Here is a 25,782-nt window from a genome sequence, read left to right as displayed (position 1 = left end):
CAAGGAAATGAATGCAAAAGCAATCGACCAGGAAACTCTGCTTAAGAACGAAAGCGACCCCCTGACCCATACACCTGTGCACCTTCTCTCCCTTGAGGGAGTGGGCAAACACTACGGCAACATCATCGCGCTGAGTGACGTCACCATGGCCGTGGACAACGGCCGAGTGACCTGTGTGCTGGGCGATAACGGCGCGGGCAAGTCAACGCTGATCAAAATCATCGCGGGCCTCCACCAGCACGATGAAGGCCTGCTCAACATCATGGGGGAGGAGCGAAAGTTCGGTTCCCCCCGTGATGCCTTGGATGCGGGTATCGCAACTGTTTACCAAGACCTTGCAGTGGTTCCGTTGATGCCGATCTGGCGGAACTTCTTCCTCGGCTCGGAGCTAACCAAGGGCTTCGGACCGTTCAAGAGCATGGATGTTGAACAGATGAAGGCCATCACGCTCAAGGAACTGGCCGAGATGGGCATTGACCTGCGCGATGTGGAGCAGCCCATTGGGCAGCTTTCCGGCGGCGAACGCCAGTGTGTCGCGATTGCCCGTGCCGTGTACTTTGGCGCCAAAGTCCTCATTTTGGACGAACCCACGGCAGCGTTGGGCGTCAAACAGTCCGGTGTGGTGCTCCGCTACATCCTCCAAGCCCGCGACCGCGGCCTCGGCGTCATCTTCATTACCCACAACCCGCACCACGCGTTCCCAGTGGGTGATCGGTTCCTGCTGCTCAAACGCGGCAAATCAATTGGCTACTACGACAAGAAGGACATCACCCTGGACGAGCTGACGGCTCAGATGGCCGGCGGTGCAGAGCTTGCCGAACTCGCCCACGAGCTGGAGCAGTTGGGGGGCCATGGCGATGTGGTCGAAGCGGTCAAGGCCGAGGTTGCCGACGTCGACGACACTGTGAACGCCGGCGGCCCGAAGCACGTCTGACGCGAGCAGGAGGCGGGGTGTTCCGGAGCTTGTTCCGGAGCACCCCGCGTCGCTGTGCACTCCATCCAGGCGGGACTCACGTCATACATCAGAAGGGAACACCATGCCGATCCGTGTAGGCGTCATTGGCGCCGGAATCATGGGCGCGGACCACATCAGGAACCTCTCCACCACCATCGGCGGAGCCGAAGTCACTTTTGTGGCAGATCTCGACGCCGAACGCGCAGCCGCGGCGGCGCCGGCTTCCGCACGCGTCACTACGGACCCGTCAGAACTGATCAATTCCAGTGTGGTGGACGCCGTGGTAGTCGCCTCACACGATGCCACGCACGCCGGCTTGGTTTTGGAGTGCTTCGAGGCGATGACCCCGGTGCTGTGCGAGAAGCCGCTGGCGCCGACGCTTTTGGAAAGCCTGGAAGTGGTGGCAGCCGACGCCGACATGGTTGCCGCAACGGGAACCTCGCTTCTTTCCCTTGGTTTCATGAGGCGTTTTGACCCTGGCTATGTGGCACTCCGGAAAACCGTGCAGGAGAGGTCGCAAGGGGAGCCCCTGATGGTTCATTGCATCAGTCGCAATGCTTCCGCAGCACCCGGAACCACTTCGGAATCCGCTATTACAAACTCGGCCATTCACGAGCTGGATATCATTCCCTGGCTCTTGGACTCGCCCATTGCGGAAGTGTCGTGGCAGGCGGGAAAGAGCACCCGAAGTGCAGGAGACGGGCTGCAGGATCCGTCGTTCATGACACTTCGTGCCGCCGACGGAACACTCACTACTTTGGAGTTGTACCTCAATGCCCGGTACGGCTACACCACACGCTGTGAGGTGGTCTCCGAGCTGGGAACTACGGCGTTGCGGGATACTTCCCTGCTCGGTATGGAACAGGACGGAACAAAGCAGGAGGCCATTCCGCCTGACTGGCGCCCCCGGTTCGCCGATGCGTACCGGATCCAGTTGCAGGCCTGGATCTCCGCACTTGCCAACGGAGGAAAGCCTCCGCTGGCCGGCGCGCAGGAAGGACTCAACGCAGCACTTGTTGCGCAGGCAATGATCCAGTCACTGCACGACGACGGTGCCTCTACGAAAGTCAGCTATTCATGAGGCCTGCTTTGCTGCCACAGTCCCGTGTCCCGGAATCCCGGGATGCTCCGGCCTTTCGCTGGGGCATCATGGGACCGGGGTGGATCGCCGAACGGTTCACGGAATCTGTCCAGGCGCATACCGGCCAGGTGATAACCGCCGTCGGATCCCGTTCGCTAAGCCGGTCAAAAGCCTTTGCCGAGGCATTCAACATACCAGCCGCCTATGGCAGCTATGAGGAACTTGCCGCCGCTCCGGACGTGGACATTGTCTACGTCTGTACGCCCCACACCGTGCATCACGCGTCAGCGGTATTGGCGATCGACGCCGGCAAGCATGTACTGATCGAAAAGCCCCTGGGGCTCAATGCCCGCGAAGCGAAGGACATTGCTGCGCGGGCAGGGGCCGCGGGAGTGTTTGCCGCCGAAGCCATGTGGACCTTCTTCCTGCCGAAATTCGATGTGATCAGGCAACTCCTGGAGGCCGGAACGCTGGGTACCATCACCACTGTTGTTGCCGAGTACGGTGAGCACTTCGATCCCTCCCACCGTATCTTCAATCCCGAACTGGCCGGAGGCCCACTTCTTGACCTCGGCACGTACCCGCTGGCACTGGTCACGGAGGTTTTGGGCAGTCCGCTCCGGCTTCATGCATTGGGGCAGCCCCACATGACAGGCGTCAATGCCCAATTATCAGCCATCATGACGTTCGACGGCGGTGCGCAGGCAACCGTGAACACCCACCTGCACAATTTCACATCCACAGCAGCCACGATTGTGGGTACCCTGGCGACTCTGGTGATTGAAGGCCCCTTTAATATGCCGGGCGCGTTCGAGGTCAGATTCCCCGAGGGTCACCGGCTTCGTTACGACGAAGCACGAGGCGGACATTTCGAAGGCCTGCACTACGAGGCTGCAGCCGTGGCCCGCACCATTGCCGAGGGTGGCCTGCAGGCGGGCCAACGAATGCTCGCAGATTCCATTCGCACACTTGAAGTTGCTGACGTGATCCGCCGCCAGGTGGGAATCGTGTTCCCTGGCGAAGGCGACATGACGGCTCAGCCCATCCGATCTTGTAGCAGTACTTTCCCGGAAGGAACATCATGAAAGACATCATTCTCGGCTTGGTCGGCGTGGGACGCATCGGCGTCATGCACGCGAACAACATCACTGCCTTGAACGCGGACCTCAGTAACAAAGGTGTCAAGGTGCGACTTCGCCTCACTGACGTTGCATCTGACCACGCGAGGACGGTCGCGGCGGACCTCGGCGCTGAATTTGTGCCGACTGTCCCGGAGCTCGTCGCGTCCGGACTGGACGGCCTGGTCGTAGCCACTGGAACAGGGACACACCCCGAGCTCATACGGGCGGGCGTGGACGCCGGCATTCCGGTCTTCTGTGAGAAGCCGGTGGCAATGAACGTGGCTGATGCGCTTCCGGTGCTGGACTACGTCAGGGACAACAACGGCGTGGTGCAAATCGGCCATCAACGCCGGTTCGACGCGGGCTACCTCGAAGCTCAACGCGCCTACCAGGCCGGAGAACTGGGGTGGATCCATTCGTTGCGTGCCGTTACCTGCGATATGACCCCGCCGCCCGTGGAGTTCCTGGCGACATCCGGTGGTCTGTTCCGCGACTGCTCGGTTCACGATTTCGACATCCTCCGCTGGCTGACAGGGCGGGAAATCGTTGAGGTGTATGCGAAGGGTTCCAACAACGGTGATCCCGCCATTGGTGCTGTGGGCGATGTGGACACGGCACTTGCCGTGGTCACTTTCGACGACGGCACGATGGGAACAGTCTCGGCAAGCCGCTACAACGGGGCGGGCCACGACGTCCGCCTGGAGATCCAGGGTTCCAAGAACTCAGTCATGGTGGGCTTGGACGCGAAGACTGCCATGGTTTCGGCTGAACCGGGTGTCAACTTCCCGGCGGGGAATCCGCACCAGACCTTTGCCGAGCGCTTCGAGGCGGCATACCGCACCGAAATGGCGGCATTCGTTGAGTTGATTCTGGGGGAGCGGGAGAACCCGTGCACGCCTGAAGATGCCGTGGCAGCATCCCGGGTGGCAGACGCGGCCCAGGAATCGTTGGTCACCGGATCGCCGGTAAAGGTGGCCTTGACAGTCACGTTCTGACGAACGAAAAGCCTCCTCCAGGATCCAAAGGATTCTGGAGGAGGCTTTCTCTTTGCAGCGAAAGGCCACCGGCCGGATCAAGCCCCGAACGGAAGCCGTGGGTCGATGTCCTGGCCGTCCCAGCTCTGCCGGACCCAGCCATGGTGGGGGTCGTCGCTGATAAGCCATTCGCGGACCGGTCCGGGACCAGCCATCACGTTGAGGTAATACATGTCATAGCCAGGTGCCGCCATGGCGGGGCCATGCCAGCCGTAGGGAACCAGGACTACGTCACCCGTGCGGACCTCTGCCGAAACATCAATGGGGCGCTCATCAGAGGCATATACGCGCTGATAGCCAATGGCATCCGCGTCGGAAGGAGCGCCGGAGCCGGCGGCAACCTGGGTCTCGAAATAGTAGATTTCCTCGAGGTGCGTTTCTCCGTCCTTCTCCTCATCATGCTTATGCGGGGGATAGGAGGACCAGTTGCCGGCAGGGGTGATGACCTCGCAGACAATAAAACGGTCTGCTTCCAGGGCAGCCGGTGTCCCGAAATTGTGGACTTGCCGTGAGCAATTGCCGGCTCCACGCAATTCAACCGGTGTCTCAGCAGCTGTTACCAGTCGCGTTGGGTGGGAGGCTTGTGCCGGGGCAGTGGCGACAGCGACGCGACCGCCGTCGGACGAACTGATGGTGACTGCTTTGCCTATGCCTGAATACAAGACGTCAGTGGGACCGTTGAATACGGATGATCGTCCCGCTAGGGGGTGTTCGACGCCGTCCACTGTGACAGTGAATGATCCGTTGAGGGGAACCACAATCCGTTCCTCACTCACCGCTGGAAGTTCGACGGCGGCGCCCGCGGCGAGCGTGGCGACCTTCAGTCCCGTATGGGCCCAGCCGTCCACCACCGTTGCGGAGTCGGAGGTTCCGAGTGAAATATCCCAGTCGCCGTCTGCGGCGGTGCCCAGGGGGTAGACCCAATTGGTCATGGCAGGGGAGTCCTTTGCGTTTAGCGCTGTACGAGGGTCATTTCAAAGCTGTAGGAATCGGCGCGGTACACGTGATGGCCGGTTTCGACCCGTCGTCCGGTGTCGTCTACCGCGGTACGTTCCATGGTGACCAAGGCAGAGTTGACGTCGGTTTCAAGAAGGGGTGCCTGGTAGTCATTGGCGATCATTGCGCCGATCCGCTGCGTGGCCAAGCGGAAGTTCACGCCACCCCTGCGCAGAATCGCATAGAGGCCCTCGGCCGCAAGCATGGCTTCGTCCATGGTGGCGATGTCGTCGCGAACCCAGTTCTCCATCAACGCCAATGGCTTACCGCCCACCTTGCGCAGGCGGGTGAAGTGGTAAACCTTGGAACCGGCCGGGAGTTGCAGGGTTGCCAGAGTTGGCGCGTCAGCCTCCATGTGGGAGAAACTCAGTACTTCCGTGGTGGGTTTCTTACCGTTGTTGGTGAGGTCGTCAAACAGGCTTGAGAGCTCCAGCGGCCGACGGACCTGACTGGAGACCACCTGGGTTCCGACGCCGCGTTTGCGAACCAGAAGGCCGGAACGGACCAGTTCATCCATGGCTTTCCGCATGGTGGGCCGGGACAGGTTGAGCTGTGCTGCGAGGTCAATCTCGTTATCCAGCCGACTTCCGGGCTCCAGGAGGCCGCTGTGGATCGCGGCTTCGATGCCTTGGACGACCTGATGGTAAAGGGGCACGGGGGAGGATCGGTCGATGTTCAGGCCAAGTTGATTCGCCACTGAATGTTCCCCGCGTTCCCGGCTCAACTCCGCTCCGCCACTACGTACGACGCGCCGAGTATGTCACCCTTTGTTCTTTTGATAGGACATGCTTTCGTTTTTTCGATACTAGCAGGAGTGCAGCAAGGGTCAAGTGCAGCGAAGACAGCTATTTCCTCTGTTAGGGCTGGTGAGCCATGTCCTGACGTCAGCCCAACGCCGGCCGCATCGCGGCTGCATTGGCGCGAAGTTTGGTGTGAACTGAAGAGGCATGACGCAAGCCGCGAGGCCGTTGGGTGCGGACACTAAGGGGAGGCCTCATTCCGTTTAGTGGCGTCCCTGCGGATTGAAGATGGGCGTATTCCTTGTTTTGAAGAGGGTCGTTCAGTTACTTCGGTGGCCATGGCCCGTCGAGGAGCTGCCTCGCTTCATCGACTATTAGTTGACCGATATCGTTTCGGCTGATGTTCCAGGATGGCGTCCATTCTTCCCACTCGCTCATTAGGCCAACGAAGGGCCGCAGCGAGTCGGGATATCCAAGTTCGTTCCACCCCTCCCACCAAATGATGCGAGACGCGTACTCGGGCTTCAGGTCCCCGTCTACCAGCGCCTGGCAGAGCCATCGGACCAAGTTCCAGCGTTCGGGCGTGGTCTTTGCGGGTGTCGGCGGTGCAATGTTCAACTCGTTCACAACTGCGTTGAACAGATCATGTGCCTCGCCTTCCTCCCGCCGCGTAAGACCGGCAAGGAGTGGCAGCGATGGAGAATCTACGCCATCCAACAGTGCGCTGAGAGCTGTTGCAATCAACACGTCGGCGCCCACAATTTCCTCGTAAAGGGCTTCCCGGATGGCAAGCACGCGGAGATCGTTTCTATGCGTCATAGGACGAGTTTCGCAGAGGGCACGACTGCGTCGATACATTCGTCTATGCGGACGTCTCCATGCTGGAGAATATCCCGTGTGGATAGAACGAAATTGGTCGAGTCGGCCTTCGCTGATGCTTTCAAGTTGCGCGGGTTCCGGAAGCGGGGCCGGAATTGGTTCCGGACGACGTCGGCCGGTGAGTATCAGGTGGTTAATCTTCAAAAGTCCCGGTGGGGGAGCGGAGATTTCTATCTGAACCTGGGTTGGGACTCATCGGTCCCGAGTGGGGAGTTCCGTTCAGAGAATTTCTGTCTTCTGAGCCTTCGAGCCGAAGAAGCAGACGTGATCCCTACGATCGATTTTGCTCGACCTGATGGCTTGGTTGCGCGGGACCTTCCTGGAACCATCCTGCTCGACGCTGAAATGGGCAGCCGGATCCCCGATGATGCCTTCCTCGAACAGCTCACTGAGGTTGTCATCAACCCGGTCGCAGACATCATGGAGAGCACCCCGTCTGTGGTCGATCTGGTTCCGCTGCTTTCTGCCAAGCCTCAGTTCGCTTTCGTGCGGGTGCGGGAGGAGCTTAGCCGCCGAGGATATGAACTGCCCGAGCGCTAGGATATGGCGGGATCCTATGGCAACCAGAAATCGTGGTCGTCCAGAGCCCGATGAACGGAGAGAGCCGTGGCGCCAGAGGCCTAGACCTTCAGCAGCGGCAGCGGCACGACGTAGTATTCCTTTGCCTTGCTGTTTGTCACGAAGGTGCGGCATCGGGACTGAGCTTCTTCTTCGGAACTGAACCGTAGGGCCTGATTTTCCCTGGGCGTCCATTCGTCGCCGGGCCGGCTGGGATGCAGGTAGTAATACAACGTCGCTCCTGTGTCCAGGCGCACGACTATGCCCCACGCAGCGGGTTTACGCTTACCCATCCAGGTCCTTTCGTTTGGTGTCTTTCAGCTTTTCTGGAGTGTGGCTTGTCCGCCGGTTAAGGATCAGGGGGGCGAATTGATTCATCTGATGAGATACGGAGATTACTACTTTACATAATGTAGATTATCGGCGTTTGAGTGGGACGAGTAGCAGTAGATGAGATAACACCGAGAACATTGGGCGCTGCTCGATGGTTGGCGTGCGCAGATGCTGGCGCGCGGGCTCTCGACCGCGTATATCAAGAGCTCCTGCAGACGCTAACGGTGAGACAGACTACGGATCCCCGGATGTTCTGCAGTTCGACGACATCCTGTGGTCGATGGCCGGACACTTCGGAGAAATTGCCGTGATCTCGATGCCACCACGAATCGAATGGCAGCCATAATTGCTCGCCCGGTCGTTGGCGCGGCGTAAGGTTACGAGCGCCAGTGCGCTGACATGGATCGTTGACGCCAGTTTCGCCATCGGCCCAGCCAGGTAAACCCCAGTTCGGTCGATAACGAAATCTATCCTTCACGGCAAAACCCCCTAGCAGGGGCGTGTTCCGGCCACCTTCTGCGGTCCGGACGACATACAGACTGATCCCTAACGCAACGGTGGGTAGGAGCTCCATGATCGCAGTCTAGTGCGCGCCTCACCGCGAATGATGACTCCTTAGATCCACCGGCCCTCCGCTAAATCAGACCAGAAATCGACGCGATGCATGGGTGATTTTCGGTCAGGATTGTTGAAGAACTCGCTTTGAAAGTAGGAGGCGAGATCGCTGCCGTAGTAGATCACGTCTGTTTGATGCACGGAAAAGACCGGGCTGCCGGCAGGCGCTGGAGCTGCTGGCATGAAACGATGCGAATAGATCGGAATGAGGACCGGGACGGCGCGCAAGCGATCACGTGCCGTTTGAAGGGCTACCTCAACCTCAGTGGGCCTGACACCCCACTCCTCGGGCCAAAAAGCATTCTCTCGAACATCAAACAACACGCCATCGTGAGGCCAGTCGAGCCTCTTCTGAATGCCCGCAGGGTCGCCCATCCAATCAACCCATTTCGGGCCTATAGGCATCGCCAGACTCAGAAACCGCGCATGATCAGGACTGAACTCGAACGAGAACTGCTCCTCAACATCCTCGATCTGCCAAGGCGATAAGCCCGGAGCCAGAGGAACCTTGGCCGCAGAAAGCACCTCTATGGCTTCTTCAACAAGAGAACTCACGCCATAAATCTAGCCGTAGTGCTACCCGTCTCACTTCAACACGTCCCGCTGCCAGTCCAGTAGGGTGAGTAGAAGTAGCCGCTAGCTCGGCTTGAATCCGGCGGCTCCTAAGTCCCTCCGGATTCAAGCCGACTATTAATGAGCTTCTCCCTGTGATGCTATCCGGACTGCGCGGCCGTTGGGAGTCTGCGCGACGTTGCCGGCGCTGCAGAATGACCCAGGACTATGGGTGGCGTGGGCAATCCTAAGCTCGGTCTCGGCGTTGCTGCTTAGGGTCGGCGCAAGTTCTTTGTCGACGTTCCATGCAAACGGGGCCCTGGTCGGGTTTTGTTTCTTCCATTCAGCCAGCCCCAAGGCCACCAGTCGCAGTCTTTGGTCGATGAAGCTGTGGTCCCAAGGACCTTCAGCGAGGATTTGCTCCGCCGGGCGGAATTCGTAGTAGATAGTCCGGCGTAGCGCATTCGCCAGGGTGGCCTCGGAGCCATGAACCAACATCACGTCGTGCACCAAAACGTCGCCCGGGTTCATCTCTGTCTGGATGACACCCGGTGCGTCCCATCCGTATTCCTCTTCGAGCTGGCATACATCAACGATGTGGTTGTGGGAGCCGGGCGCGACCCGTAATGATCCGGCGCCCCTCCGGCTGGCATCCAGATAGACGTCAACATTGAAAATGCGGTGGGTTCGCGGGTGCACTGCATCCTGGTGCCAATCGATCGGGGCTCCGTCGCCAGTGTTCTTGAAGACGAGCGACTCGTAGGTTGGCACGAAATTCGGGCCGGCAAGGCTTTCGGCGATTCCAAGCATTTCAGGGCTCCCAAGCAGTTCCAGTGAAGCGCTCTCCTGTTTACTGTGCAGGTAGTTGATTCGAAAGAGTACTCTCCCTGATGGGCGGGTGGCGAAGTTGTAATCACCACGCCCGTCTTCCTCACTTTTCAGTGCGTGCCCGTCGGCAATCCATCGAGTCGAGGCGACCTGCAGCTTTCTCAGCAGGTCGCCGCCAATCCGATTGCGCAAGATGACGTAACCGTTCTCGTCGAAGCTGGCGATCTCCTCGTCGGTCAGATGGTACCCGCGGGGGGCTTCGGCGAATAGAGCAGCTGGTCCGGCCGCAGGGTGGATTTCTTGAGTCACGACTTATCTCCTTGAACTTGATCGTGACCACAATGCTACGGTTGGAGTTCTGGACCTTTGTCGCCTTCTCCCCCACAGAATTCCAAGAATCCACCATGTTAGATATCCCTGAGCCTCGGCAAACCGACAACTCGTTCGGCTTTGTCGCGTGGCGCGGCAATTCAAGCCGCATGTCAGAAGCGCATGCTCACAATGACATTGAGGTGAACTTCAGTGCCGCCCCAGTGATCTACGACTCCGGCGGCCGCACTTCCGTCATCCCTGCAGGCATTCCAGCGGCGTTTTGGGGCGCCCAACCGCATCAATTGGTGGAGATGGATCCGGCAACGCCATTTGCTTTCGCCACAGTTCCGTTGGCCCGGTTCTTGTCTTGGTCAGTCCCTCCGAACGTCAAGGCCCGGCTGCTCCAGGGAGAGATCCTCCATGGACCATCAAACGGGGACTACTCCGGGTTGGAGGCGAGTTTCCATCGCTGGGCCTACGATCTCTACCTCCCGGGTCATCTTGGACAACACGCTGCGGAGCTGGAAATCCAAGGGCTGCTGGTTCGGTTATCCCTTGGTGATTGGTCCGAAGCCATGCCGGAACATGGCAAATCTTCTGTAAACATGCAACGCGCCGCCAAGATGGCGCTGTTCATCAAGGAAAACTCAGGGTTACCAGTCCGTGCAACGGATGTGGCGGCTGCAATTCACCTTCATCCCAACCGGGCGGCTTCCATCTTTAGTGAGGTGTTTGGCGTAGGCATCAACGCTTACCTGCGACAACACCGCGTCGCTCACGCTCAGCGTCTTCTTCTGACGACAGATCTTCCCACCGCGGCTGTGTCCGCGCGAGCGGGTTTTCAGTCCTTGAGCTCCTTTCATGAAACGTTCTCCGCCGTCTGTCACATGTCCCCTGGCACTTGGCGGCGTCAGCATCTGGGGATCGAACGGAAATTCGAGCTTCACCAGTAGATTCGGTGGTGGTCGTTCCGAACCCTTTCGGAACGACCACCACCGGGGCCGTCAGCTATTCGCGACGTAAGCCGCCAAGTGCTTGCCCGTCAGTGTTGATTTCCCGGCCACAAGCTCAGCAGGCGTTCCGGCGAAAACGATCGTTCCGCCGTCGTGTCCTGCGCCAGGTCCCAGGTCGATAATCCAGTCGGCGTGCGCCATTACTGCTTGGTGGTGTTCGATCACAATCACGGATTTGCCCGACTCCACCAGGCGGTCCAGCATTCCCAGCAAATTTTGGACATCGGCCAGGTGCAGGCCGGTGGTCGGCTCGTCCAGGATGTAGATGTCACCCTTTTCGGACATTTGCGTGGCGAGCTTCAGGCGCTGGCGCTCACCGCCGGACAACGTGGTCAGCGGCTGGCCAAGGGTCAGATAGCCGAGGCCAACATCTGCCAAGCGGTCCAGGATCTTGTGCGCGGCCGGCGTTTTGGCCTCTCCTTCTTTGAAGAAGACTTCCGCCTCATCCACAGACATTGCAAGCACTTCTGCAATATTGCGGTCCCCCAGCGTGTATTCCAGAACTGATGCCTGAAAGCGCTTTCCATCGCATTCTTCACAGGTGGATTCCACGGTCGCCATGACTCCGAGATCAGTGTAAATGACACCGGCGCCATTACATGTAGGGCAGGCGCCCTCCGAGTTGGAGCTGAACAGGGCCGGCTTCACACCGTTTGCCTTCGCGAAGGCTTTACGGACGGGTTCCAGGAGTCCGGTGTAGGTGGCGGGGTTGCTCCTGCGCGAGCCGCGGATGGCGCCTTGATCGATCACCAGCACGCCCTCACGCGTGGCCACCGAGCCATGGATCAGTGAGCTTTTGCCTGAGCCTGCCACGCCGGTCAGAACGCAGAGAACGCCCAAGGGGATGTCGACGTCGACGTTTTTGAGGTTGTTGGTTGAGGCTCCCCGGATCTCCAGCTGGCCGGTGGCGGAACGTACTGAATCCTTGATCGAAGCACGGTCGTCCAGGTGGCGCCCAGTGATGGTGTCGCTCCCCCGCAAACCCTCCAGATCTCCCTCGTAGCAGACAGAGCCCCCGCCGGTTCCTGCGCCGGGGCCAAGGTCAACCACGTGGTCTGCGATTGCGATCGTTTCGGGCTTGTGTTCCACCACGAGCACCGTGTTGCCCTTGTCCCGCAACTGCAGCAACAGTTGGTTCATTCGCTCGATGTCGTGCGGGTGGAGTCCGATGGTGGGTTCATCAAAAACGTACGTCACATCGGTGAGGGAGGATCCCAGGTGTCGGATCATCTTGGTACGTTGCGCCTCTCCCCCGGACAACGTGCCGGCAGGCCGGTCGAGCGACAGATAACCAAGCCCGATCTCCGCGAACGAATCCAAAAGGTGCTGGAGTCCTTTCAGGAGGGGCGCCACTGAGGGCTCATGGAGTTCGCGGATCCAGCCGGCGAGGTCGCTGATCTGCATGGTGCAGACATCGGCGATACTCTTGCCGTTAATCTTCGAAGACCGTGCTTCGGGGCTTAACCTGGTGCCCTCGCACTCCGGGCATGTGGTGAACGTGATGGCCCGCTCAACGAATGCGCGGATGTGGGGCTGCAAGGCGTCCACGTCCTTGCTGAGCATCGACTTCTGGATCTTGGGGATGACGCCTTCGTAGGTGAGGTTGATTCCCTCCACCTTGATTTTGGTGGGCTCACGGTACAAGAGATCGTGGAGTTCCTTCTTGGTGAACTTGGCTATGGGCTTGTCCATATTGAAGAACCCGGAACCGCTGAAGATCCGTCCATACCAACCATCCATGGTGTACCCGGGAATGGTGAGCGCGCCTTCGCTGAGCGACTTGGTGTCGTCGTAGAGTGCCGTGAGATCGAAGTCATTGACGGATCCCATGCCTTCGCAGCGTGAACACATACCGCCCAAGCGGTTGAACGTGGCTTTCTCTGTCTTCGTTTTTCCCTCGCCGCGCTCTACTGTGATGGCTCCACTGGCCTTCACTGTGGGGACGTTGAAGGAGTAGGCGTTGGGTGAACCAATGTGTGGTTGGCCGAGACGGCTGAAGAGGATCCGGAGCATGGCGTTGGCGTCCGTGGCGGTGCCAACTGTTGAACGGGGGTTGGAGCCCATGCGCTCCTGGTCAACGATGATGGCCGTCGTCAGGCCTTCCAGCACGTCCACGTCGGGGCGGGCCAGCGAGGGCATGAACCCTTGGACAAAAGCGCTGTACGTTTCGTTGATCATGCGCTGCGACTCTGCAGCGATCGTGGCGAAAACCAAGGAGCTCTTTCCTGAGCCGGAGACGCCCGTGAACACCGTCAGCCGGCGCTTCGGAATCTCGATGCTGACGTCCTTCAGGTTGTTCTCGCGCGCACCCTGGACCCTGATGAGATCGTGGGTGTCTGCGACATGCGGCTCGGGAAACTCTGTGTCAGTGCTCGCGGCAATAGTCATCATTTCTCCATCTGTGGGGCGACGCTGCCCAACAGTCCCCCGTCGGCGTCGCCTGGCTTTCCGTGACCAGCCTCGGTCAGTAAGTTCGATTCTGCCATTGTCTTCCTCCGTTTACTCGCTAAGAATGAAGCATGCCGGTATACGTGAGGTCCCTTGAAACCGCAGTTCCGCCAACAATCCTCGTGCAGCAGCAGGCCCGCGAAGTCTTCGCCTCCCAACCAGGCCTGACACGACTGGGAACGCGCCTGGTCACCACCTGTTTCGACTCGGCGGCAATCGACACCCGCTACACGGCCGTTGCCGAGCTCAGCCTTGATGCCCATCCGGAGAATCCCAAGTTCTTCGACCCCGAAACCAACAGGGTCCTTAGCCCCAGCACCAAAGTACGCAACGAAATTTTCGCTACCGAAGCCACCAAGCTGTTTGTGGAGGCCGGAAAGACGGCGGTTGCCCAAGCTTCCGGTATCGACCTCGACGACATCACCCACGTCATCACCGTGTCCTGTACGGGCTTCTTCAATCCGGGCCCCGATTACAAGGTTGTCAGGGCCTTGGGCCTGAACCCTGCCGTCCAGCGCTACCACCTGGGTTTCATGGGCTGCTACGCCGCGTTCCCTGCCCTCAAAGCCGCCAAACAGTTCTGCGTGGCTGATCCGGAGGCCGTGGTCCTGGTCATCTGTGTTGAACTCTGCTCCCTTCACGTCCGCACCTCCAACGATCCCGACACCATCATGGGTTCGGCCATCTTCGGTGACGGCGCGGCGGCAGCCGTCGTGACGGCCCGGGAACCCGAAGGACCGGAACCGGTCATCAGGCTGGACCACTTCGAAACGGTTCTCACGCCTGTGGGCGAGGAAGCCATGGCCTGGAACATCGGCGACGAAGGATTCGAAATGGTGCTGGGCTCCTACGTACCCCACATCATCGAGGAACACATCACAGGGGCATTGGAACCACTCCTCGCCAAGGAACCCAATCTCGCTGGGCTCCCTTACCGGGATATCACCCATTGGGCCATCCACCCGGGCGGCCGCAGCATCCTTGACAAGGTCGAGTCCAAGCTGGAGCTAACCCAGGAACAATTGATTCCGGCCCGGGAGACACTGCGTGAATACGGCAACATGAGCAGCGCTACGGTGCTCTTCGTCCTGAAGTACATGTTGGGCCAGGCCGCTACCGAACGCGAAGAACGTATCTGTTCCATGGCGTTCGGTCCAGGCCTGACGGTGGAGACGGGCCTCTTCACGCTGGTCTCCCCCGATCTGTGAGTCCTTGGGGGTCCCTTCGGGACAGGGATCTGTCGTCTGTGGAGGAGATGGACAAGGCTGACTGCGACCCCGACCGCCTCACCCGGACCTATGCCAGGTTTCCGGTGGTCAACAGTCTTCTTTCGGGGTGGCGCGGTACCTATCGCCGCAGGATCCGCCCGGTGTTGGCTGCCAAGGGCGCAGCGTCGCTGTTGGACATCGGGTGCGGCAGCGGTGACGTGGCACGGAGCCTTGCTGGGTGGGCCCGGAAGGATGGCTTCCGTCTCACTGTGACTGCGATCGATCCGGATGCCAGGGCTTTTGCCTTTGCCGCGAAGCTTCCCGCGATGGAGGGTGTCACCTACCGTCAAGCACACAGTTCCGAGCTCGTCGCAGAAGGGCTGGTGTTCGATTTCGTCATCTCCAACCACATCCTCCACCACCTCGACGCCGGGCAGATCGCCGGTGTCCTGCGCGACTCGGAGGCGCTCAGCCGCGGCCTCGTCCTCCACAACGACCTCAAACGCAGCAACCTCTCCTACCTGCTGTTCATGGCCCTTTTCTGGCCCTTGGGCCTGGGCTCCTTTATCTGGGGCGACGGCTTTGTGTCCATCAAGCGCAGCTACACCGCCGCGGAACTGGCATCCACCGTTCCGGCGAGTTGGAGGGTCCAGGCAAACGGCCCTTGGCATCACCTGCTGGTCCACGAGGAGCGCCCGGATTCTGAAACAAGGGAAGAGAATGTTTGACGTAGTGATCGTCGGTGCCGGGCCCGTGGGACTGTTCATGGGAGCCCTGTTGCTTCAGCAAGGGCATCAGGTGCGGATACTGGAACGGAGGGCCAGCCACAGTGACAGTTCGCGGGCCATCGGTATCCATCCACCGGCGTTGGCGGAGCTGGCCCGCGCCGGGGTTGCCGGAGAGTTGATTGCAGCCGGCGTTCATATCCACCGTGGAGTTGCCTACAGCCAGGGGCGCATGGTTGCCCGGCTGGCGTTCGACGGCGACCCCCACTTCCCGTTCATCCTTGCGGTACCGCAGACGGTTACCGAAAAGGTCCTGGAAAGGACCGTCATGGATCTGGACTCCGCGGCGATCGTTCGCGGTGCGGATGTCCAGGAAGTGGTGGATGACTTCAGGTCCGTGCGCGTCTTGGCGGATTCAGCCGTTGGAGGCCTGGAGTTCCGCGCCCGGTTGGTGGTAGCCGCAGACGGGGCGCACTCAGGGATCCGCCAAAGGATCCTGCCGCACTTGCCGTCACGGAGCTATCCGGACTGCTACATCATGGGCGATTTCGCTGATGCCACTCCCCATGGCACGGATGCCGTCCTCTATCTGGAACCGGCCGGGATTGTGGAGTCGTTTCCGCTGCCGGACGGAGTACGCCGATGGGTGGTGAGGCTGGGGTCACCGGACAAGGGCACGACGGCGGCCGGGCTGGCTGAGCTGATCGGCGCCAGAACGGGCGAAGTTCCGGACGCCCGCAGCAACACCATGCTGAGTGCCTTCGAGGTGCGGTCCCGGCTCGCGGCGCGAATGGTCCACGGCCGGGTGGTGTTGCTCGGCGACGCCGCCCACGAAATCAGTCCGATTGGTGGTCAAGGCATGAACCTGGGCTGGTTGGACGCTGCGGTACTTGCACCGATCATGGATGCTTCATTTGGTGGGGCCGACGTGGGGCGGCTGCTGGAGCATTTCGAACGGTCCCGCAAAAAGGCGGCCCAACGGGCTTCGCGTCAGGCCGGACTTAACATGGCGCTGGGCAGGCCGTTGCCACCGTCGGTCATGGACGCCCGGAACAGGTTTTTCGCCGGCGTGCTCGGGCTTCCATCAATAGCAGGGGTGGTGGAACGGCGTTTCACCATGCGTTAGCTACTCCGGCGTCGTGTAATAGCAGTCGTACGTATCCTGGCTGACTATCAGCCCGTCCCGCAGCTCAAAGACCGCTGTGCTCCTGGCCCTGATGGTATCGCCGCGGTCCCAGTGCGGGAGGTCAAGGAGCAGCGTGGCCGACCAGTTCATCTCGAGTACCACGCGGTCGCCTTCGCTGGTGGTGCGGACCACCTCGAAACGCTGATCGGCAACAATGTCCTTGCTGTGGTCGGCGCCGGCCAGAGTGTCCTGCAGGTTCCTGGTGGAACCTGTTTTGGACAACGCATGGGGCCACTCCGTGAGTTGGAAGTCCTCAGCAAGGTAGGGCCGCAGCTCAGCAGCTCCGCCGCCGGCTTCAACAGTCCTGACGAACCCCAATACGTGGTCCAAAGAAGATGAATCGGTCATTCATCGAGCCTAGCCCAACGCAACAGACTGGCATGGCGATAGGCTCGTGCCATGAACCATCAACCTCATCACGAGGCCGCGAGCCCAGCCACGGACTACAACCCCACCCAGATCCGGGACGCCGTCCGCAGGTTGCTTGATGCGGAAGAACTTCCCACGATCGTCCAGGCTGGACACCCCGTGCTGCGTCAACTCGCCGCCCCCTTCGATGGCCAGCTGGACGACGTCGAACTGATGGCGTTGGTGGAGCGGATGCGCGAGGTGATGCACGACGCTCCCGGCGTCGGGTTGGCTGCACCCCAGCTGGGCATCCCCCTGCAGTTGGCCGTGCTGGAGGACCAGTACGATCTTGACCCCGCCTCCGCCGCGGTACGGCATCGGGAGCATATGGAGTTTTTCGCCATCGTGAACCCGCAGTGCCGTCCGCTGGGGGTGGAGACGGCCTCCTTCTATGAGGGCTGCCTCTCCGTCAACGGTTACCAGGCTGTGGTGACCCGTCACCGGAATGTAGAACTGAGCTACGTTACGCCCGCGGGTGAGCCAGTGGAGGAATGGTTCTCAGGCTGGCAGGCGCGCATAGTGCAACATGAGACGGACCATCTCCTCGGCACGCTGTACCTGGACCGTGCCGAAATCAGGTCGTTATCCAGTAACGCGGAGCACTCGGCCCGCTGGGCAACTCCGGAGATCGAGGATGCACGCCGGAGCCTGGGCTTCCTGCGCTGACGGCCAGGGTCAGGTCAAGCGGCCCGCTGGGTTAGTGCACGTGGCCATCCGCCTGATTCGAGGCAGTAGGCAAATGCCGTGCCCACCAGTCAAGGATGTGGTCAAAGCGCTGCTTGCGGTGGTGCGGCGTCCCGGACCTGGACAACTCGTGGTCCTCGCCGGGGAAAACCAACAAAGCGGTCTCAACGCCCTGGGCCTTCAGGTGTGAGTAGTAGCGCTGCCCTTGTTCGATGGGGCATCGAAGGTCGTTTTCGCTGTGTACCACCAGCGTTGGAGTTTGAACGGCACCCACAACTGCCATGGGGCTCTGGGCCGTCATCTGCTCAGGAGTGCCACCCGTGTACTCACCGCCGAAAAACCAGCCGATATCCGAGGACCCCGCGAAGCTGACCGGGTCCAGGAATCCGCGTTCAACGATTGCTGCTTTGAAGCGGTGATCGTGGGCGATGGTCCAGGCGGTCAGGTAACCCCCGTAGGAACCACCCATGATGCCCACCCGGTCCTTGTCCAGCACCGCGCTATGGGCGGCCAAGGCCGCATCCAGAAATGCCAGCACGTCCTGCATGTCCAAGGTCCCCATGCGCCCTTTGATGGCGCGGCCGTGCGTTTGGCCGTAACCGGCTGAGCCACGGGGATTGCACATCACTACTGCGTATCCGGCGGCAGCGTAGACCTGCGCTTCATCGAAATAAGCTCCCGTGTACTGGGCGAATGGACCACCGTGGATGGACAGCAGCACCGGATGCGGTCCGGGCCCGTCCGGCAGGACCAGCCAACCATGCACCGGGTGCCCATCAGAGGATTCGGTGTCGAAGTCCAAGGGCTCGCTGACGCGGGAATTGTTCCTGAGCGCGGCCGAGAAGTCGGTCAACAAGCGCAGTTCCCCACGAACCAGGGAAGCGACGTCGCCCATGGTTGAAGCGTCCGCGAGACTCACTGCGATCTCACCGTTGGCGGCAACCGTTGCGCCAATGACTACCCGGGCACCATGGACCAGCGGCATGATCTCGCCATCGGCGGGAACGTCGAGCAGTTCAACGCTGCCCAGGGCGGTATTCAGGACAAGCACGCTGGCAGGTCCGCTCGGTTCCAAAGGCCCTGAAACGTCCAGATGTTCTTCATCGGTCAGGGCCATTGCTTCTCCCCCGTCCACCGGCATGACGTACAGGACCCCGTTCCGGGCAACAAAGTCCTTGCCTGTAGTGCCCAGGTCCTGGGCGGTATAGAACAGCCAGCGTCCATCCAAGGAGGCCCGGACGCCGGTGACGGTTTGAAGGCCTGCATTGGATGGTTCGACGACGGACGGCTGGCTTCCGCCGGCCTCCACCCTGTAAACCGAGGTGACAAGATCGTCGTCGTGCCCTTCATGCAGCGCCGCCACGAAGTAGAGGTGCGCGCCGTCGGCTGAAAAGCACGGGGACTCGTGGTCTGAATCACCAAACGTCAGTTGCCTGGCCGCTGGAATCCCGGGCGCAGCAGGTGCTGGCTGTTCGTGGGCCGCGCGCCCACGGGGCGCTACCGCGGGCTCACCGCCTAATTCCGGTACTTCAACAACGAAGACCTGCTGGCGCTGATCGGAGGTGTACCCCACGCCGTTCATTCTGTACTGGTTCGCAGTGAGCAGTCGGGCATCCTCGCCGCCGGAGGTCACACCCTCCACCGTTCCGTAACGCCCTTGTTCCGGGACGCGCGCCAGGAAAGCAATCCGGTGCGAATCGGGCGCCCACACGAATCCTGCCACTCCGGTGTGCTGATCCGTGATCCGCTGCGGCTCGCCGCCGGCAGCCTCCACGACGAATATTTGCGCCTTGCCGTCCGGATCGCTCCGGAGGAAGGCCAGGACAAGGCCGTCGGGTGAGAAGGCAGGCGAACTGTCCCTGAAGCCGCGGGTAATGCGACGCGGGTGTTTGGTGGTGTCCAAGGGGACCGTCCACAGTTGGCCAACATAACTGTCTGCGTCAAAATCCGGCCTGGTGACAGAAACCACCGCCTTGGTCCCATCGGGGTGGATGGCAGGGGCGGACACGGAGTTCAGCAGTGGCAGTTGCTCGGGTTTCACGAGGGTGAGCCTAGCCCGGGAGCCCGGCGCCCGGCACCTGACACTCCGTCCAGCCGTAGGATTGAAGCCATGTTGTCCGAAGCCGTCGCTGCCCTCCGTTGTCCGCTGTGCCAAGGAGCGCTCCAGTTGAAGGAAGATCCGCAGAGGACGTTGGCTTGCGCGTCCGGGCACCTTTTCGACTCCGCCAAACAGGGGTACTTCAATCTGTTGACGGGCAAGGGAACAGTCTTTGAATCCGACACTGCCGCCATGGTGGCAGCACGTCACCGGTTCCTGGACGCAGGCCACTACGCTGCTTTAGCCGCCGCCGTCGCCGAAGAAGCGGCCGGCGCGCTCCGCCTTCCCGGTGCGGTGGTTCTGGATGCAGGGACCGGCACCGGTCACTACCTCCACGCGGTTGTCGAAGAATCCGGGGCTGCTGCGATCGGCCTGGACATCTCCAAGTTCGCGCTCCGCAGGGCGGCCCGGCTCAACCCCCAGGCTGCAAACCTCGTGTGGGACATTTGGCGTCCTTTACCGGTGGCTGACAATTCGGTGGACGTGGTCATGGTGGTCTTTGCCCCGCGCAACCCAGCCGAGTTCGCGAGGGTCACCCGCCCAGGCGGGAAACTGATCGTGGTGACACCCCGGCCGGGCCATCTCGCCGAGGTTGCTGCCAGGACAGGAATGCTGGGCATCGAAGAGGGCAAGGAGGAACGTCTGGCTGACACCATGAAGGAGTATTTCAGCCCCGCTGCGGTGTACGGACTGGATATGCCCTTGGAGCTGACCGGACCGCAGATGGGCGACCTCGCCTTTATGGGTCCTGCCGGCCACCATCTCCGGGATCAGGGACAGATGGGCGAGCCCACTGGTTCTGTGTCCACCACCGCGAAATTCCGGATCAACGTCTTTACCGTGCCCTGACGTGGGACAGCGCAGCGGGCTAGGATGGAAGAACAGCGACTGTGATCCCGCCTGCGGGGTCCGGGACCAAGGGGGAATGATGTTTGAATGGCTCGGCGAGAATTGGTGGGCCCTCTGGCTCACGGTCTTCCTCGCGTTCGCAGTGGTGGAAATGCTCACCTTGGACCTCTTCTTCATCATGCTGGGCGGAGGAGCCTTGGCGGGTTTGGTTGCCGACTTCGCCGGCGCGGATTTCTGGCTTCAGATTGTCATCTTCTGCGTGGTTTCCCTCCTGATGATCGCCTTCGTGCGGCCCGTAGCGCTCAAGCACCTTCACAAGGGTCCCGAAGAGCAGCGATCCAACATCGACCGGCTGATTGGCCAGCCCGCTCTCGTCATTGAAGCCGTGAGCGGCACCAGTGGGCTCGTCAAAATTGGCGGTGACGTCTGGAGCGCCCGCAGCACCGCCGGTGTCATCGACGCCGGCGCCACAGTACAGGTCACCAAAATCGACGGCGCGACGGCGGTAGTCACCTCGCCGGCCGACAACAGCCCGCGCTGACCACGCGCCTAGAATTCACGCGGTTCGGCAGCCTGGCCGGACCGCCGCATCAAACCACGCAATTGGGGAACGAAGGAGATGTATGGACGGCTTAGGAGGAACAGCAGCAGCAATTGTGCTGATTGTTCTCGTTATTTTTGTCATCATAGTGTTGGTCCGCTCGGTCAGGATCATCCCGCAGGCCCGCGCCGGCGTCGTTGAACGACTCGGTAAGTACCAGCGCACGCTGAACCCGGGCCTCACCATCCTGATCCCGTTTGTTGACCGGCTCCTGCCGCTCCTGGACCTCCGCGAACAAGTGGTGTCCTTCCCGCCGCAGCCTGTTATCACTGAGGACAACCTGGTGGTCTCGATCGACACCGTGGTCTATTTCCAGGTCACCGATCCCCGGGCGGCTACGTATGAGATCGCCAACTACATCCAGGCGGTCGAGCAGCTGACAACCACCACGCTCCGCAACGTGGTCGGTGGGCTGAACCTCGAAGAGGCGCTCACATCGCGCGACCAGATCAATGGTCAGTTGCGTGGCGTCCTGGACGAAGCCACGGGCCGTTGGGGAATCCGCGTGTCGCGCGTGGAGCTGAAAGCGATTGATCCGCCCCATTCGATCCAGGACTCGATGGAAAAGCAGATGCGCGCAGAGCGGGATCGCCGTGCGGCCATTCTGACCGCCGAAGGTACCAAGCAGTCGCAAATCCTCACCGCTGAAGGCCAGCGCCAAGCGGCCATTCTCGCCGCTGAGGGTGATGCCAAGGCGGCCATCCTCCGCGCCGACGGTGAAGCCCAGGCCATCCAGAAGGTCTTCGACGCCATCCACAAGGGCAACCCGGACCAGAAGCTTCTTGCTTACCAGTATTTGCAGACCCTCCCGAAGATCGCTGAAGGAAGCTCGAACAAACTCTGGATCATTCCCAGCGAAGTCGGCGAAGCCCTCAAGGGCATCGGCGGCGCCCTCGGAGGGAACAACGGGGACTCCCCCGTAGGTCTCTTCGGTGGCGGGGACGAAAGTAAGACGCCCGCTCCCGCAGCGTCCGCGGAGCATGCACGGCCTGCCGAATAACCAGAGGTTAAGGCTTTACGAGCGGTCAGCCATTCCGGCTGGCCGCTCGTTGCGTGTCGTGGCTTTTGAGTAGTAGGAGATGTTCCGCGTATAATGGGATATTTGTCCGGCTGGTTCAGCCTGGATGGAACATAAAAGCTTGGCCAGGCGTTGCAATTAGTGATGCAAGGTGTGCAGAAGTAGTCCGTAAGGATCGTGAAAACGGCTTACGGCCAGCGCGGGGTTCCTGCTCCGCGTACAGACAGAGGGAGTAATCATGAGCGATCGCAGCCTGCGGGGTATGCGTCTTGGCGCCCAAAGCATGGAAACCGAATCCGGCGTTGAACCGGCACCGCGCCAGCGGGTCGAGTACCGCTGCGAGGACGGCGAGCAGGTCTTCGTAACTTTCTCCTCCGAGGCAGAGATTCCCCCGGTTTGGGTTTCGAAGACCGGCAAGGAAGCTCTTCTGGTCGATGGCGAGCGTCCTGTGGATGCCAACGAGAAAGCCGTCCGCACCCACTGGGACATGCTGCTGGAACGCCGCAGCCTTCCTGAGCTGGAGCAGATCCTTGAAGATCGTTTGAACATTCTGCGTGAGCGCCGCGGAGAGCGCCGCTCGGCTTAGTCTGCAACCCAGACAAAAGCACGCCCAGACCAAGAAAGGCCGGGTCTGGTTCCCTAGGGAACCAGACCCGGCCTTTCTTTTGGAAGGGCTACTTTGCCGTGGCGGGCGTCTTGCGGGTGAGCTTTGCCCAGCGGGCCGCCAATCCCCACTTGGTGACGTTGATCATGGCTTCCACCACAATGTTGCCGCTCATCTTCGACGCACCCAGCTCCCGCTCCACAAAGGTAATGGGGCGTTCCTCGATGCGGAGGCCCAGCTTGGCCACCCGCCAGGCGAGGTCCACCTGGAAGCCGTAGCCGACCGACTCGACCTCATCCAGGTTCAGCGCCTCCAGGGTGCTGCGCTTGAAGGCGCGGTAGCCTCCGGTGACGTCCTTGATCTTCACGCCGAGCATGATGCGGGCATAGGTGCTGCCGACACGTGAGATGGCCTGGCGGTAGAGCGGCCAGTTGACCACGCTGCCACCGGGGACCCAGCGTGAGCCCATGGCGAGGTCGGCTCCATCCTTAACGGCATCCAGGAGCAACGGCAACTGTTCCGGCTTGTGCGAACCGTCGGCGTCCATTTCCACCAGAACGTCATACCCGGCGGCGAGCCCCCACTTGAAACCGGCGATATAGGCCGCACCGAGGCCTTCCTTGCCCTTACGATGCAAGACATGAACCTGGTGGTCTTTGGCAGCAAACTCATCGGCCAGTTGTCCGGTACCATCAGGGCTGTTGTCGTCAACCACTAGAACATCGGACTCGGGAACTGCTGCGCGCAGCCGCCCCAGGGTCACCGGGAGCGATTCGAGCTCGTTGTAGGTGGGAATGATCGTCAGGACACGCAAGAAGAGGCCTTTCCTTGATGGAGCGGTCAGTGTGCCGGACCAGCCGTGGCGGCTGGCATTCTGGCGCAACTCTCCATTATAGGACGCCGCAGCGCGCTCCCTGGGCGGTAGTGGCGTGGGACACAGGCGGAGGTGCCGGAGGCGGCATGCCGCGGGCAGGTCCACAAGCCCAGGTCCAGTGGCGCCGGGCAACTGAGTCCCGGACGAACTGTTTTCTGGGTCGCTGCGGACCTGCCCACCTGTTTGCCGCCACCATGAACGTGCTCCGGCCGCGACCGAACCATCAAACCGTGGCTTTCGCCCGCGGGCTGATCATCCGTTGAGCCTCAATGCTACGGACTCACCCCACGCTGTCAACCGCCCGGTGACCTGCGGATCCTGGCATCGGCCCAGTTCAGCAGGCTACTGGCGGCTGGAAATTGATTCCCCTAAACCCGGAGCGACCCGTGGGCGAACAGCTCTTGTCCTTCACGGACGGTCTGCAGGCACCGGGGGTCGCTGCCGGTATCCAGTGCGGGCAACAGCGGTGTCCGCGCCCGCGGGTCCGTGCTCCATGACTGGACGCGGCTGTCTGCCACCTGGACCATCAGCTCCTCCACTTCCCACACCGCGAAACTGGCAGGTGCACCGGGCACCAGCTGGCCCATCAGGGGGTTGCGGTACTTCGCGGCGCGCCAGCCGGCGCGTGTATGGCCCAGGAAAGCGGCCCTGGCGGATATCCGTTGTTCCGGGTTGCTGTGTTCCAAGCACGCGCGCACGCTGGTCCACGGATGAAGAGGCGTGACAGGGCTGTCGCTGCCAAAGGCGATAGGGACACCACTCGCGTAGAAGGACGCGAAGGGGTTCATGGCCTTGCTTCGACCTCCCAGACGCTGCTCGTACAACCCGCCTGGAGCGCCCCACGCGGCGTCGAAGCCAGGTTGCACGCTGACGGTGATGGAGTACTTGGCCAGCTTGTCGATGGCGGACTGATCGGCCAGTTCAACGTGCTCCAGCCGGTGGCCCGCGGCCCGGATCCGCTGCTCCCCTACCTCAGCTGCGGCAACGTCCAAGGCTTCCAGAACGGTGGCGAGGCCAGCGTCGCCAATGACGTGGAAGCCCGCTTGGACGCCAAGTTGGGAGGTTGCAGCAAGGTGCCGGGCTGCATCATCCACGGAGAGGTACAGGCTGCCGCGGTGCCCAGGCGCATCGGAATAGTCATCCAGGAGGGCAGCTGTTCGGGAACCAAGCGAACCGTCTACGTTAAGGTCTCCGGCGAGACCCAGGACCTTGGTCCCCAGGCCGCCCAGAATGTTCTCGGCGTGCTCCACAGACGAGGCCAGCTCGCCCCAGTACGGGAGCACTTCGGGGCTGCCACCGAGGTCGTTCCACGACGCTGCCAGTCGCAAGTCGTCCGGGCCGCAGATGTGGGGTGCCGACATTTCAGCCACTGCTACATAGCCTTGGGACGCCGCTTCCTTGAGGGCACGTTCCTGGAGTCCCCGCCGCACCGCTTCGGGAAACTGCCGGGCTGTGAGGCGCGCAGCGGTATGCGCTGCACGTACAACCCGTGGGCCGCCGGAGAACCCGTCCACGCCTTTCAGGCCGGCAGCTGCGGCCAACGATGAAGAAACCAAGGCGGAGTGGACATCAATGCGGGAGAGGTAGACCTGCCGTCCAGCCCCTGCCCGGTCAAGTTCTTCGATGGTGGGCAGCGAGGAGTCGTTCCACGCTGTCTCATCCCATCCGTGCCCGATAATGGTGCCGTCGCCGCCGGCGGTGGCAACGGCGTCGAGCAGTTCCTTGGCTGAGCGCACGGTGGCGAGGTCCACGCCGGAAAGGGCAAGGCCCGTTTCTGTGAGGTGCGCATGCGAGTCCACAAAGCCGGGCGCAAGGAGGGCGCCGCGGAGATCGATGATCTCCATGGATGAGTCAGCGATGGACGTGGCGGCTTGCTCGGAGCCCACCCAGGCGACGGTATCGCCGTCCACCACCATGGCCGTGGCAAAGGGATCAGCGGCCGTATAAATGGATCCGTTGCGGTACATGGTGACCTTGCGGCCCTCAGCGGTACGGTTGTGGCCGGCTGGCACGCCTGGCTGGTTCATGCGTTGTGCTCCTTGAGCGTTGGAAACGGTCAATC

The 25,782-nt window shown here is 61.2% G+C and carries 25 protein-coding genes and 1 pseudogene; 15 read left to right on the top strand and 11 right to left on the bottom strand.

The annotated features are described in order from the left end of the window. Window positions 1-7 precede the first annotated feature (7 nt). The 4 genes from QEH68_RS11235 (at window position 8) to QEH68_RS11220 (ending at window position 4,152) form a co-directional block, all read left to right on the top strand. Window positions 8-934, top strand: a complete 927-nt coding sequence (locus QEH68_RS11235) for an ATP-binding cassette domain-containing protein (protein WP_280622892.1) — start codon at window positions 8-10, stop codon at window positions 932-934. Window positions 935-1,037: 103 nt separating this feature from the next. After that, window positions 1,038-2,036, top strand: a complete 999-nt coding sequence (locus QEH68_RS11230; protein ID WP_280622891.1) for a Gfo/Idh/MocA family oxidoreductase — start codon at window positions 1,038-1,040, stop codon at window positions 2,034-2,036. Then, the gene (locus QEH68_RS11225; protein WP_280622890.1) at window positions 2,033-3,121 is read left to right on the top strand and encodes a Gfo/Idh/MocA family oxidoreductase; all 1,089 of its coding nucleotides are present in this window, start codon (window positions 2,033-2,035) and stop codon (window positions 3,119-3,121) included. The genes QEH68_RS11230 and QEH68_RS11225 overlap by 4 nt, the downstream gene beginning before the upstream one ends. Next, a complete protein-coding gene (locus QEH68_RS11220) occupies window positions 3,118-4,152 on the top strand; it encodes a Gfo/Idh/MocA family oxidoreductase (protein ID WP_280622889.1) in 1,035 nt (344 codons plus the stop codon). Before QEH68_RS11225 ends, QEH68_RS11220 begins: the two co-directional genes overlap by 4 nt. A 77-nt stretch (window positions 4,153-4,229) precedes the next feature. On the opposite strand, the gene iolB is transcribed toward QEH68_RS11220, so the two are convergent. The 3 genes from iolB to QEH68_RS11205 all read right to left on the bottom strand — a co-directional run bounded on the left by iolB (window position 4,230) and on the right by QEH68_RS11205 (window position 6,746). Continuing rightward, window positions 4,230-5,123, bottom strand: coding sequence for a 5-deoxy-glucuronate isomerase (gene iolB / locus QEH68_RS11215; protein WP_280622888.1), 894 nt, complete (start codon window positions 5,121-5,123; stop codon window positions 4,230-4,232). 20 nt (window positions 5,124-5,143) lie between these two features. Next, window positions 5,144-5,884 carry a GntR family transcriptional regulator gene (locus tag QEH68_RS11210; protein WP_207593601.1) on the bottom strand — a complete coding sequence of 247 codons (741 nt, stop codon included), beginning with the start codon at window positions 5,882-5,884 and terminating at the stop codon, window positions 5,144-5,146. A gap of 367 nt (window positions 5,885-6,251) precedes the next feature. Further along, window positions 6,252-6,746: a hypothetical protein gene (locus tag QEH68_RS11205; protein WP_280622887.1), complete on the bottom strand. Its 495-nt coding sequence runs from the start codon at window positions 6,744-6,746 to the stop codon at window positions 6,252-6,254. A 324-nt stretch (window positions 6,747-7,070) separates the two neighbouring features. On the opposite strand from QEH68_RS11205, the gene QEH68_RS11200 reads away from it, so the two are divergent. Further along, entirely contained in the window at window positions 7,071-7,346 is a 276-nt protein-coding gene (locus QEH68_RS11200; protein ID WP_280622886.1) for a hypothetical protein, read from the top strand. 80 nt (window positions 7,347-7,426) lie between these two features. Here the strand turns inward: QEH68_RS11200 and QEH68_RS11195 are convergent, their stop codons facing one another. From QEH68_RS11195 to QEH68_RS11185, 3 genes are all read right to left on the bottom strand, one after another. Continuing rightward, window positions 7,427-7,657: a hypothetical protein gene (locus tag QEH68_RS11195; RefSeq protein ID WP_280622885.1), complete on the bottom strand. Its 231-nt coding sequence runs from the start codon at window positions 7,655-7,657 to the stop codon at window positions 7,427-7,429. 655 nt (window positions 7,658-8,312) lie between these two features. Continuing rightward, complete coding sequence (locus tag QEH68_RS11190) at window positions 8,313-8,867, bottom strand: hypothetical protein (protein ID WP_280622884.1); 555 nt, start codon at window positions 8,865-8,867, stop codon at window positions 8,313-8,315. Window positions 8,868-9,002: 135 nt separating this feature from the next. Beyond that, window positions 9,003-10,001, bottom strand: a complete 999-nt coding sequence (locus tag QEH68_RS11185; protein WP_280622883.1) for a phytanoyl-CoA dioxygenase family protein — start codon at window positions 9,999-10,001, stop codon at window positions 9,003-9,005. 41 nt (window positions 10,002-10,042) lie between these two features. On the opposite strand from QEH68_RS11185, the gene QEH68_RS11180 reads away from it, so the two are divergent. Beyond that, complete coding sequence (locus QEH68_RS11180) at window positions 10,043-10,957, top strand: helix-turn-helix domain-containing protein (protein WP_280622882.1); 915 nt, start codon at window positions 10,043-10,045, stop codon at window positions 10,955-10,957. A 51-nt stretch (window positions 10,958-11,008) separates the two neighbouring features. Here the strand turns inward: QEH68_RS11180 and QEH68_RS11175 are convergent, their stop codons facing one another. Further along, a complete protein-coding gene (locus tag QEH68_RS11175; protein ID WP_280622881.1) occupies window positions 11,009-13,408 on the bottom strand; it encodes an excinuclease ABC subunit UvrA in 2,400 nt (799 codons plus the stop codon). Between the two features lie 128 nt (window positions 13,409-13,536). Between QEH68_RS11175 and QEH68_RS11170 the strand changes: the two genes are divergently transcribed. From QEH68_RS11170 to QEH68_RS11160, 3 genes are read left to right on the top strand one after another with little or no spacing between them, the layout of a single operon-like run. Next, complete coding sequence (locus QEH68_RS11170) at window positions 13,537-14,673, top strand: type III polyketide synthase (protein ID WP_207593599.1); 1,137 nt, start codon at window positions 13,537-13,539, stop codon at window positions 14,671-14,673. Continuing rightward, window positions 14,670-15,401: a class I SAM-dependent methyltransferase gene (locus QEH68_RS11165; RefSeq protein ID WP_280622880.1), complete on the top strand. Its 732-nt coding sequence runs from the start codon at window positions 14,670-14,672 to the stop codon at window positions 15,399-15,401. Before QEH68_RS11170 ends, QEH68_RS11165 begins: the two co-directional genes overlap by 4 nt. Next, entirely contained in the window at window positions 15,394-16,524 is a 1,131-nt protein-coding gene (locus tag QEH68_RS11160; RefSeq protein WP_280622879.1) for an NAD(P)/FAD-dependent oxidoreductase, read from the top strand. The genes QEH68_RS11165 and QEH68_RS11160 overlap by 8 nt, the downstream gene beginning before the upstream one ends. Here QEH68_RS11160 and QEH68_RS11155 read toward each other — a convergent pair whose 3' ends face one another. Next, window positions 16,525-16,932 carry a nuclear transport factor 2 family protein gene (locus QEH68_RS11155; protein WP_207593596.1) on the bottom strand — a complete coding sequence of 136 codons (408 nt, stop codon included), beginning with the start codon at window positions 16,930-16,932 and terminating at the stop codon, window positions 16,525-16,527. It abuts the gene before it with no gap. 51 nt (window positions 16,933-16,983) lie between these two features. Between QEH68_RS11155 and QEH68_RS11150 the strand changes: the two genes are divergently transcribed. Beyond that, window positions 16,984-17,658 carry a peptide deformylase gene (locus tag QEH68_RS11150; protein WP_207593595.1) on the top strand — a complete coding sequence of 225 codons (675 nt, stop codon included), beginning with the start codon at window positions 16,984-16,986 and terminating at the stop codon, window positions 17,656-17,658. 31 nt (window positions 17,659-17,689) lie between these two features. Here the strand turns inward: QEH68_RS11150 and QEH68_RS11145 are convergent, their stop codons facing one another. Then, window positions 17,690-19,717: a S9 family peptidase gene (locus tag QEH68_RS11145; RefSeq protein ID WP_280622878.1), complete on the bottom strand. Its 2,028-nt coding sequence runs from the start codon at window positions 19,715-19,717 to the stop codon at window positions 17,690-17,692. Between the two features lie 107 nt (window positions 19,718-19,824). On the opposite strand from QEH68_RS11145, the pseudogene QEH68_RS22530 reads away from it, so the two are divergent. The 5 genes and pseudogenes from QEH68_RS22530 to QEH68_RS11125 form a co-directional block, all read left to right on the top strand. Continuing rightward, window positions 19,825-19,878 (top strand): annotated as a pseudogene (locus QEH68_RS22530) (hypothetical protein); the annotation flags it as partial. A gap of 88 nt (window positions 19,879-19,966) precedes the next feature. After that, window positions 19,967-20,623, top strand: coding sequence for a methyltransferase domain-containing protein (locus QEH68_RS11140; protein WP_348537390.1), 657 nt, complete (start codon window positions 19,967-19,969; stop codon window positions 20,621-20,623). Window positions 20,624-20,702: 79 nt separating this feature from the next. Continuing rightward, complete coding sequence (locus QEH68_RS11135) at window positions 20,703-21,164, top strand: NfeD family protein (RefSeq protein WP_207597560.1); 462 nt, start codon at window positions 20,703-20,705, stop codon at window positions 21,162-21,164. Window positions 21,165-21,246: 82 nt separating this feature from the next. Next, window positions 21,247-22,224: an SPFH domain-containing protein gene (locus QEH68_RS11130; protein WP_207593592.1), complete on the top strand. Its 978-nt coding sequence runs from the start codon at window positions 21,247-21,249 to the stop codon at window positions 22,222-22,224. A 256-nt stretch (window positions 22,225-22,480) separates the two neighbouring features. Next, window positions 22,481-22,828 (top strand): RNA polymerase-binding protein RbpA, encoded by a 348-nt coding sequence (locus tag QEH68_RS11125; protein ID WP_011774875.1) that lies wholly within the window; start codon window positions 22,481-22,483, stop codon window positions 22,826-22,828. 88 nt (window positions 22,829-22,916) lie between these two features. Here QEH68_RS11125 and QEH68_RS11120 read toward each other — a convergent pair whose 3' ends face one another. Then, window positions 22,917-23,660: a polyprenol monophosphomannose synthase gene (locus QEH68_RS11120; protein ID WP_280622876.1), complete on the bottom strand. Its 744-nt coding sequence runs from the start codon at window positions 23,658-23,660 to the stop codon at window positions 22,917-22,919. 428 nt (window positions 23,661-24,088) lie between these two features. Further along, window positions 24,089-25,747 carry an amidohydrolase family protein gene (locus QEH68_RS11115; RefSeq protein ID WP_280622875.1) on the bottom strand — a complete coding sequence of 553 codons (1,659 nt, stop codon included), beginning with the start codon at window positions 25,745-25,747 and terminating at the stop codon, window positions 24,089-24,091. Window positions 25,748-25,782: the final 35 nt, after the last annotated feature.

This window comes from Paenarthrobacter sp. OM7, from assembly GCF_029873575.1.
Lineage (GTDB): Bacteria > Actinomycetota > Actinomycetes > Actinomycetales > Micrococcaceae > Arthrobacter.
This window is presented reverse-complemented; position numbering and strand designations above follow the sequence as displayed.

What these genes read in the sequence shown, in the direction of transcription:
- QEH68_RS11235 (WP_280622892.1), top strand. Translation starts at nt 8, where the DNA reads ATGAATGCAAAAGCAATCGACCAGGAAACTCTGCTTAAGAACGAAAGC.
- QEH68_RS11230 (WP_280622891.1), top strand. Translation starts at nt 1,038, where the DNA reads ATGCCGATCCGTGTAGGCGTCATTGGCGCCGGAATCATGGGCGCGGAC.
- QEH68_RS11225 (WP_280622890.1), top strand. Translation starts at nt 2,033, where the DNA reads ATGAGGCCTGCTTTGCTGCCACAGTCCCGTGTCCCGGAATCCCGGGAT.
- QEH68_RS11220 (WP_280622889.1), top strand. Translation starts at nt 3,118, where the DNA reads ATGAAAGACATCATTCTCGGCTTGGTCGGCGTGGGACGCATCGGCGTC.
- iolB (WP_280622888.1), bottom strand. Translation starts at nt 5,123, where the DNA reads ATGACCAATTGGGTCTACCCCCTGGGCACCGCCGCAGACGGCGACTGG.
- QEH68_RS11205 (WP_280622887.1), bottom strand. Translation starts at nt 6,746, where the DNA reads ATGACGCATAGAAACGATCTCCGCGTGCTTGCCATCCGGGAAGCCCTT.
- QEH68_RS11195 (WP_280622885.1), bottom strand. Translation starts at nt 7,657, where the DNA reads ATGGGTAAGCGTAAACCCGCTGCGTGGGGCATAGTCGTGCGCCTGGAC.
- QEH68_RS11175 (WP_280622881.1), bottom strand. Translation starts at nt 13,408, where the DNA reads ATGATGACTATTGCCGCGAGCACTGACACAGAGTTTCCCGAGCCGCAT.
- QEH68_RS11170 (WP_207593599.1), top strand. Translation starts at nt 13,537, where the DNA reads ATGCCGGTATACGTGAGGTCCCTTGAAACCGCAGTTCCGCCAACAATC.
- QEH68_RS11160 (WP_280622879.1), top strand. Translation starts at nt 15,394, where the DNA reads ATGTTTGACGTAGTGATCGTCGGTGCCGGGCCCGTGGGACTGTTCATG.
- QEH68_RS11155 (WP_207593596.1), bottom strand. Translation starts at nt 16,932, where the DNA reads ATGACCGATTCATCTTCTTTGGACCACGTATTGGGGTTCGTCAGGACT.
- QEH68_RS11150 (WP_207593595.1), top strand. Translation starts at nt 16,984, where the DNA reads ATGAACCATCAACCTCATCACGAGGCCGCGAGCCCAGCCACGGACTAC.
- QEH68_RS11140 (WP_348537390.1), top strand. Translation starts at nt 19,967, where the DNA reads ATGGTGGCAGCACGTCACCGGTTCCTGGACGCAGGCCACTACGCTGCT.
- QEH68_RS11135 (WP_207597560.1), top strand. Translation starts at nt 20,703, where the DNA reads ATGTTTGAATGGCTCGGCGAGAATTGGTGGGCCCTCTGGCTCACGGTC.
- QEH68_RS11130 (WP_207593592.1), top strand. Translation starts at nt 21,247, where the DNA reads ATGGACGGCTTAGGAGGAACAGCAGCAGCAATTGTGCTGATTGTTCTC.
- QEH68_RS11125 (WP_011774875.1), top strand. Translation starts at nt 22,481, where the DNA reads ATGAGCGATCGCAGCCTGCGGGGTATGCGTCTTGGCGCCCAAAGCATG.
- QEH68_RS11115 (WP_280622875.1), bottom strand. Translation starts at nt 25,747, where the DNA reads ATGAACCAGCCAGGCGTGCCAGCCGGCCACAACCGTACCGCTGAGGGC.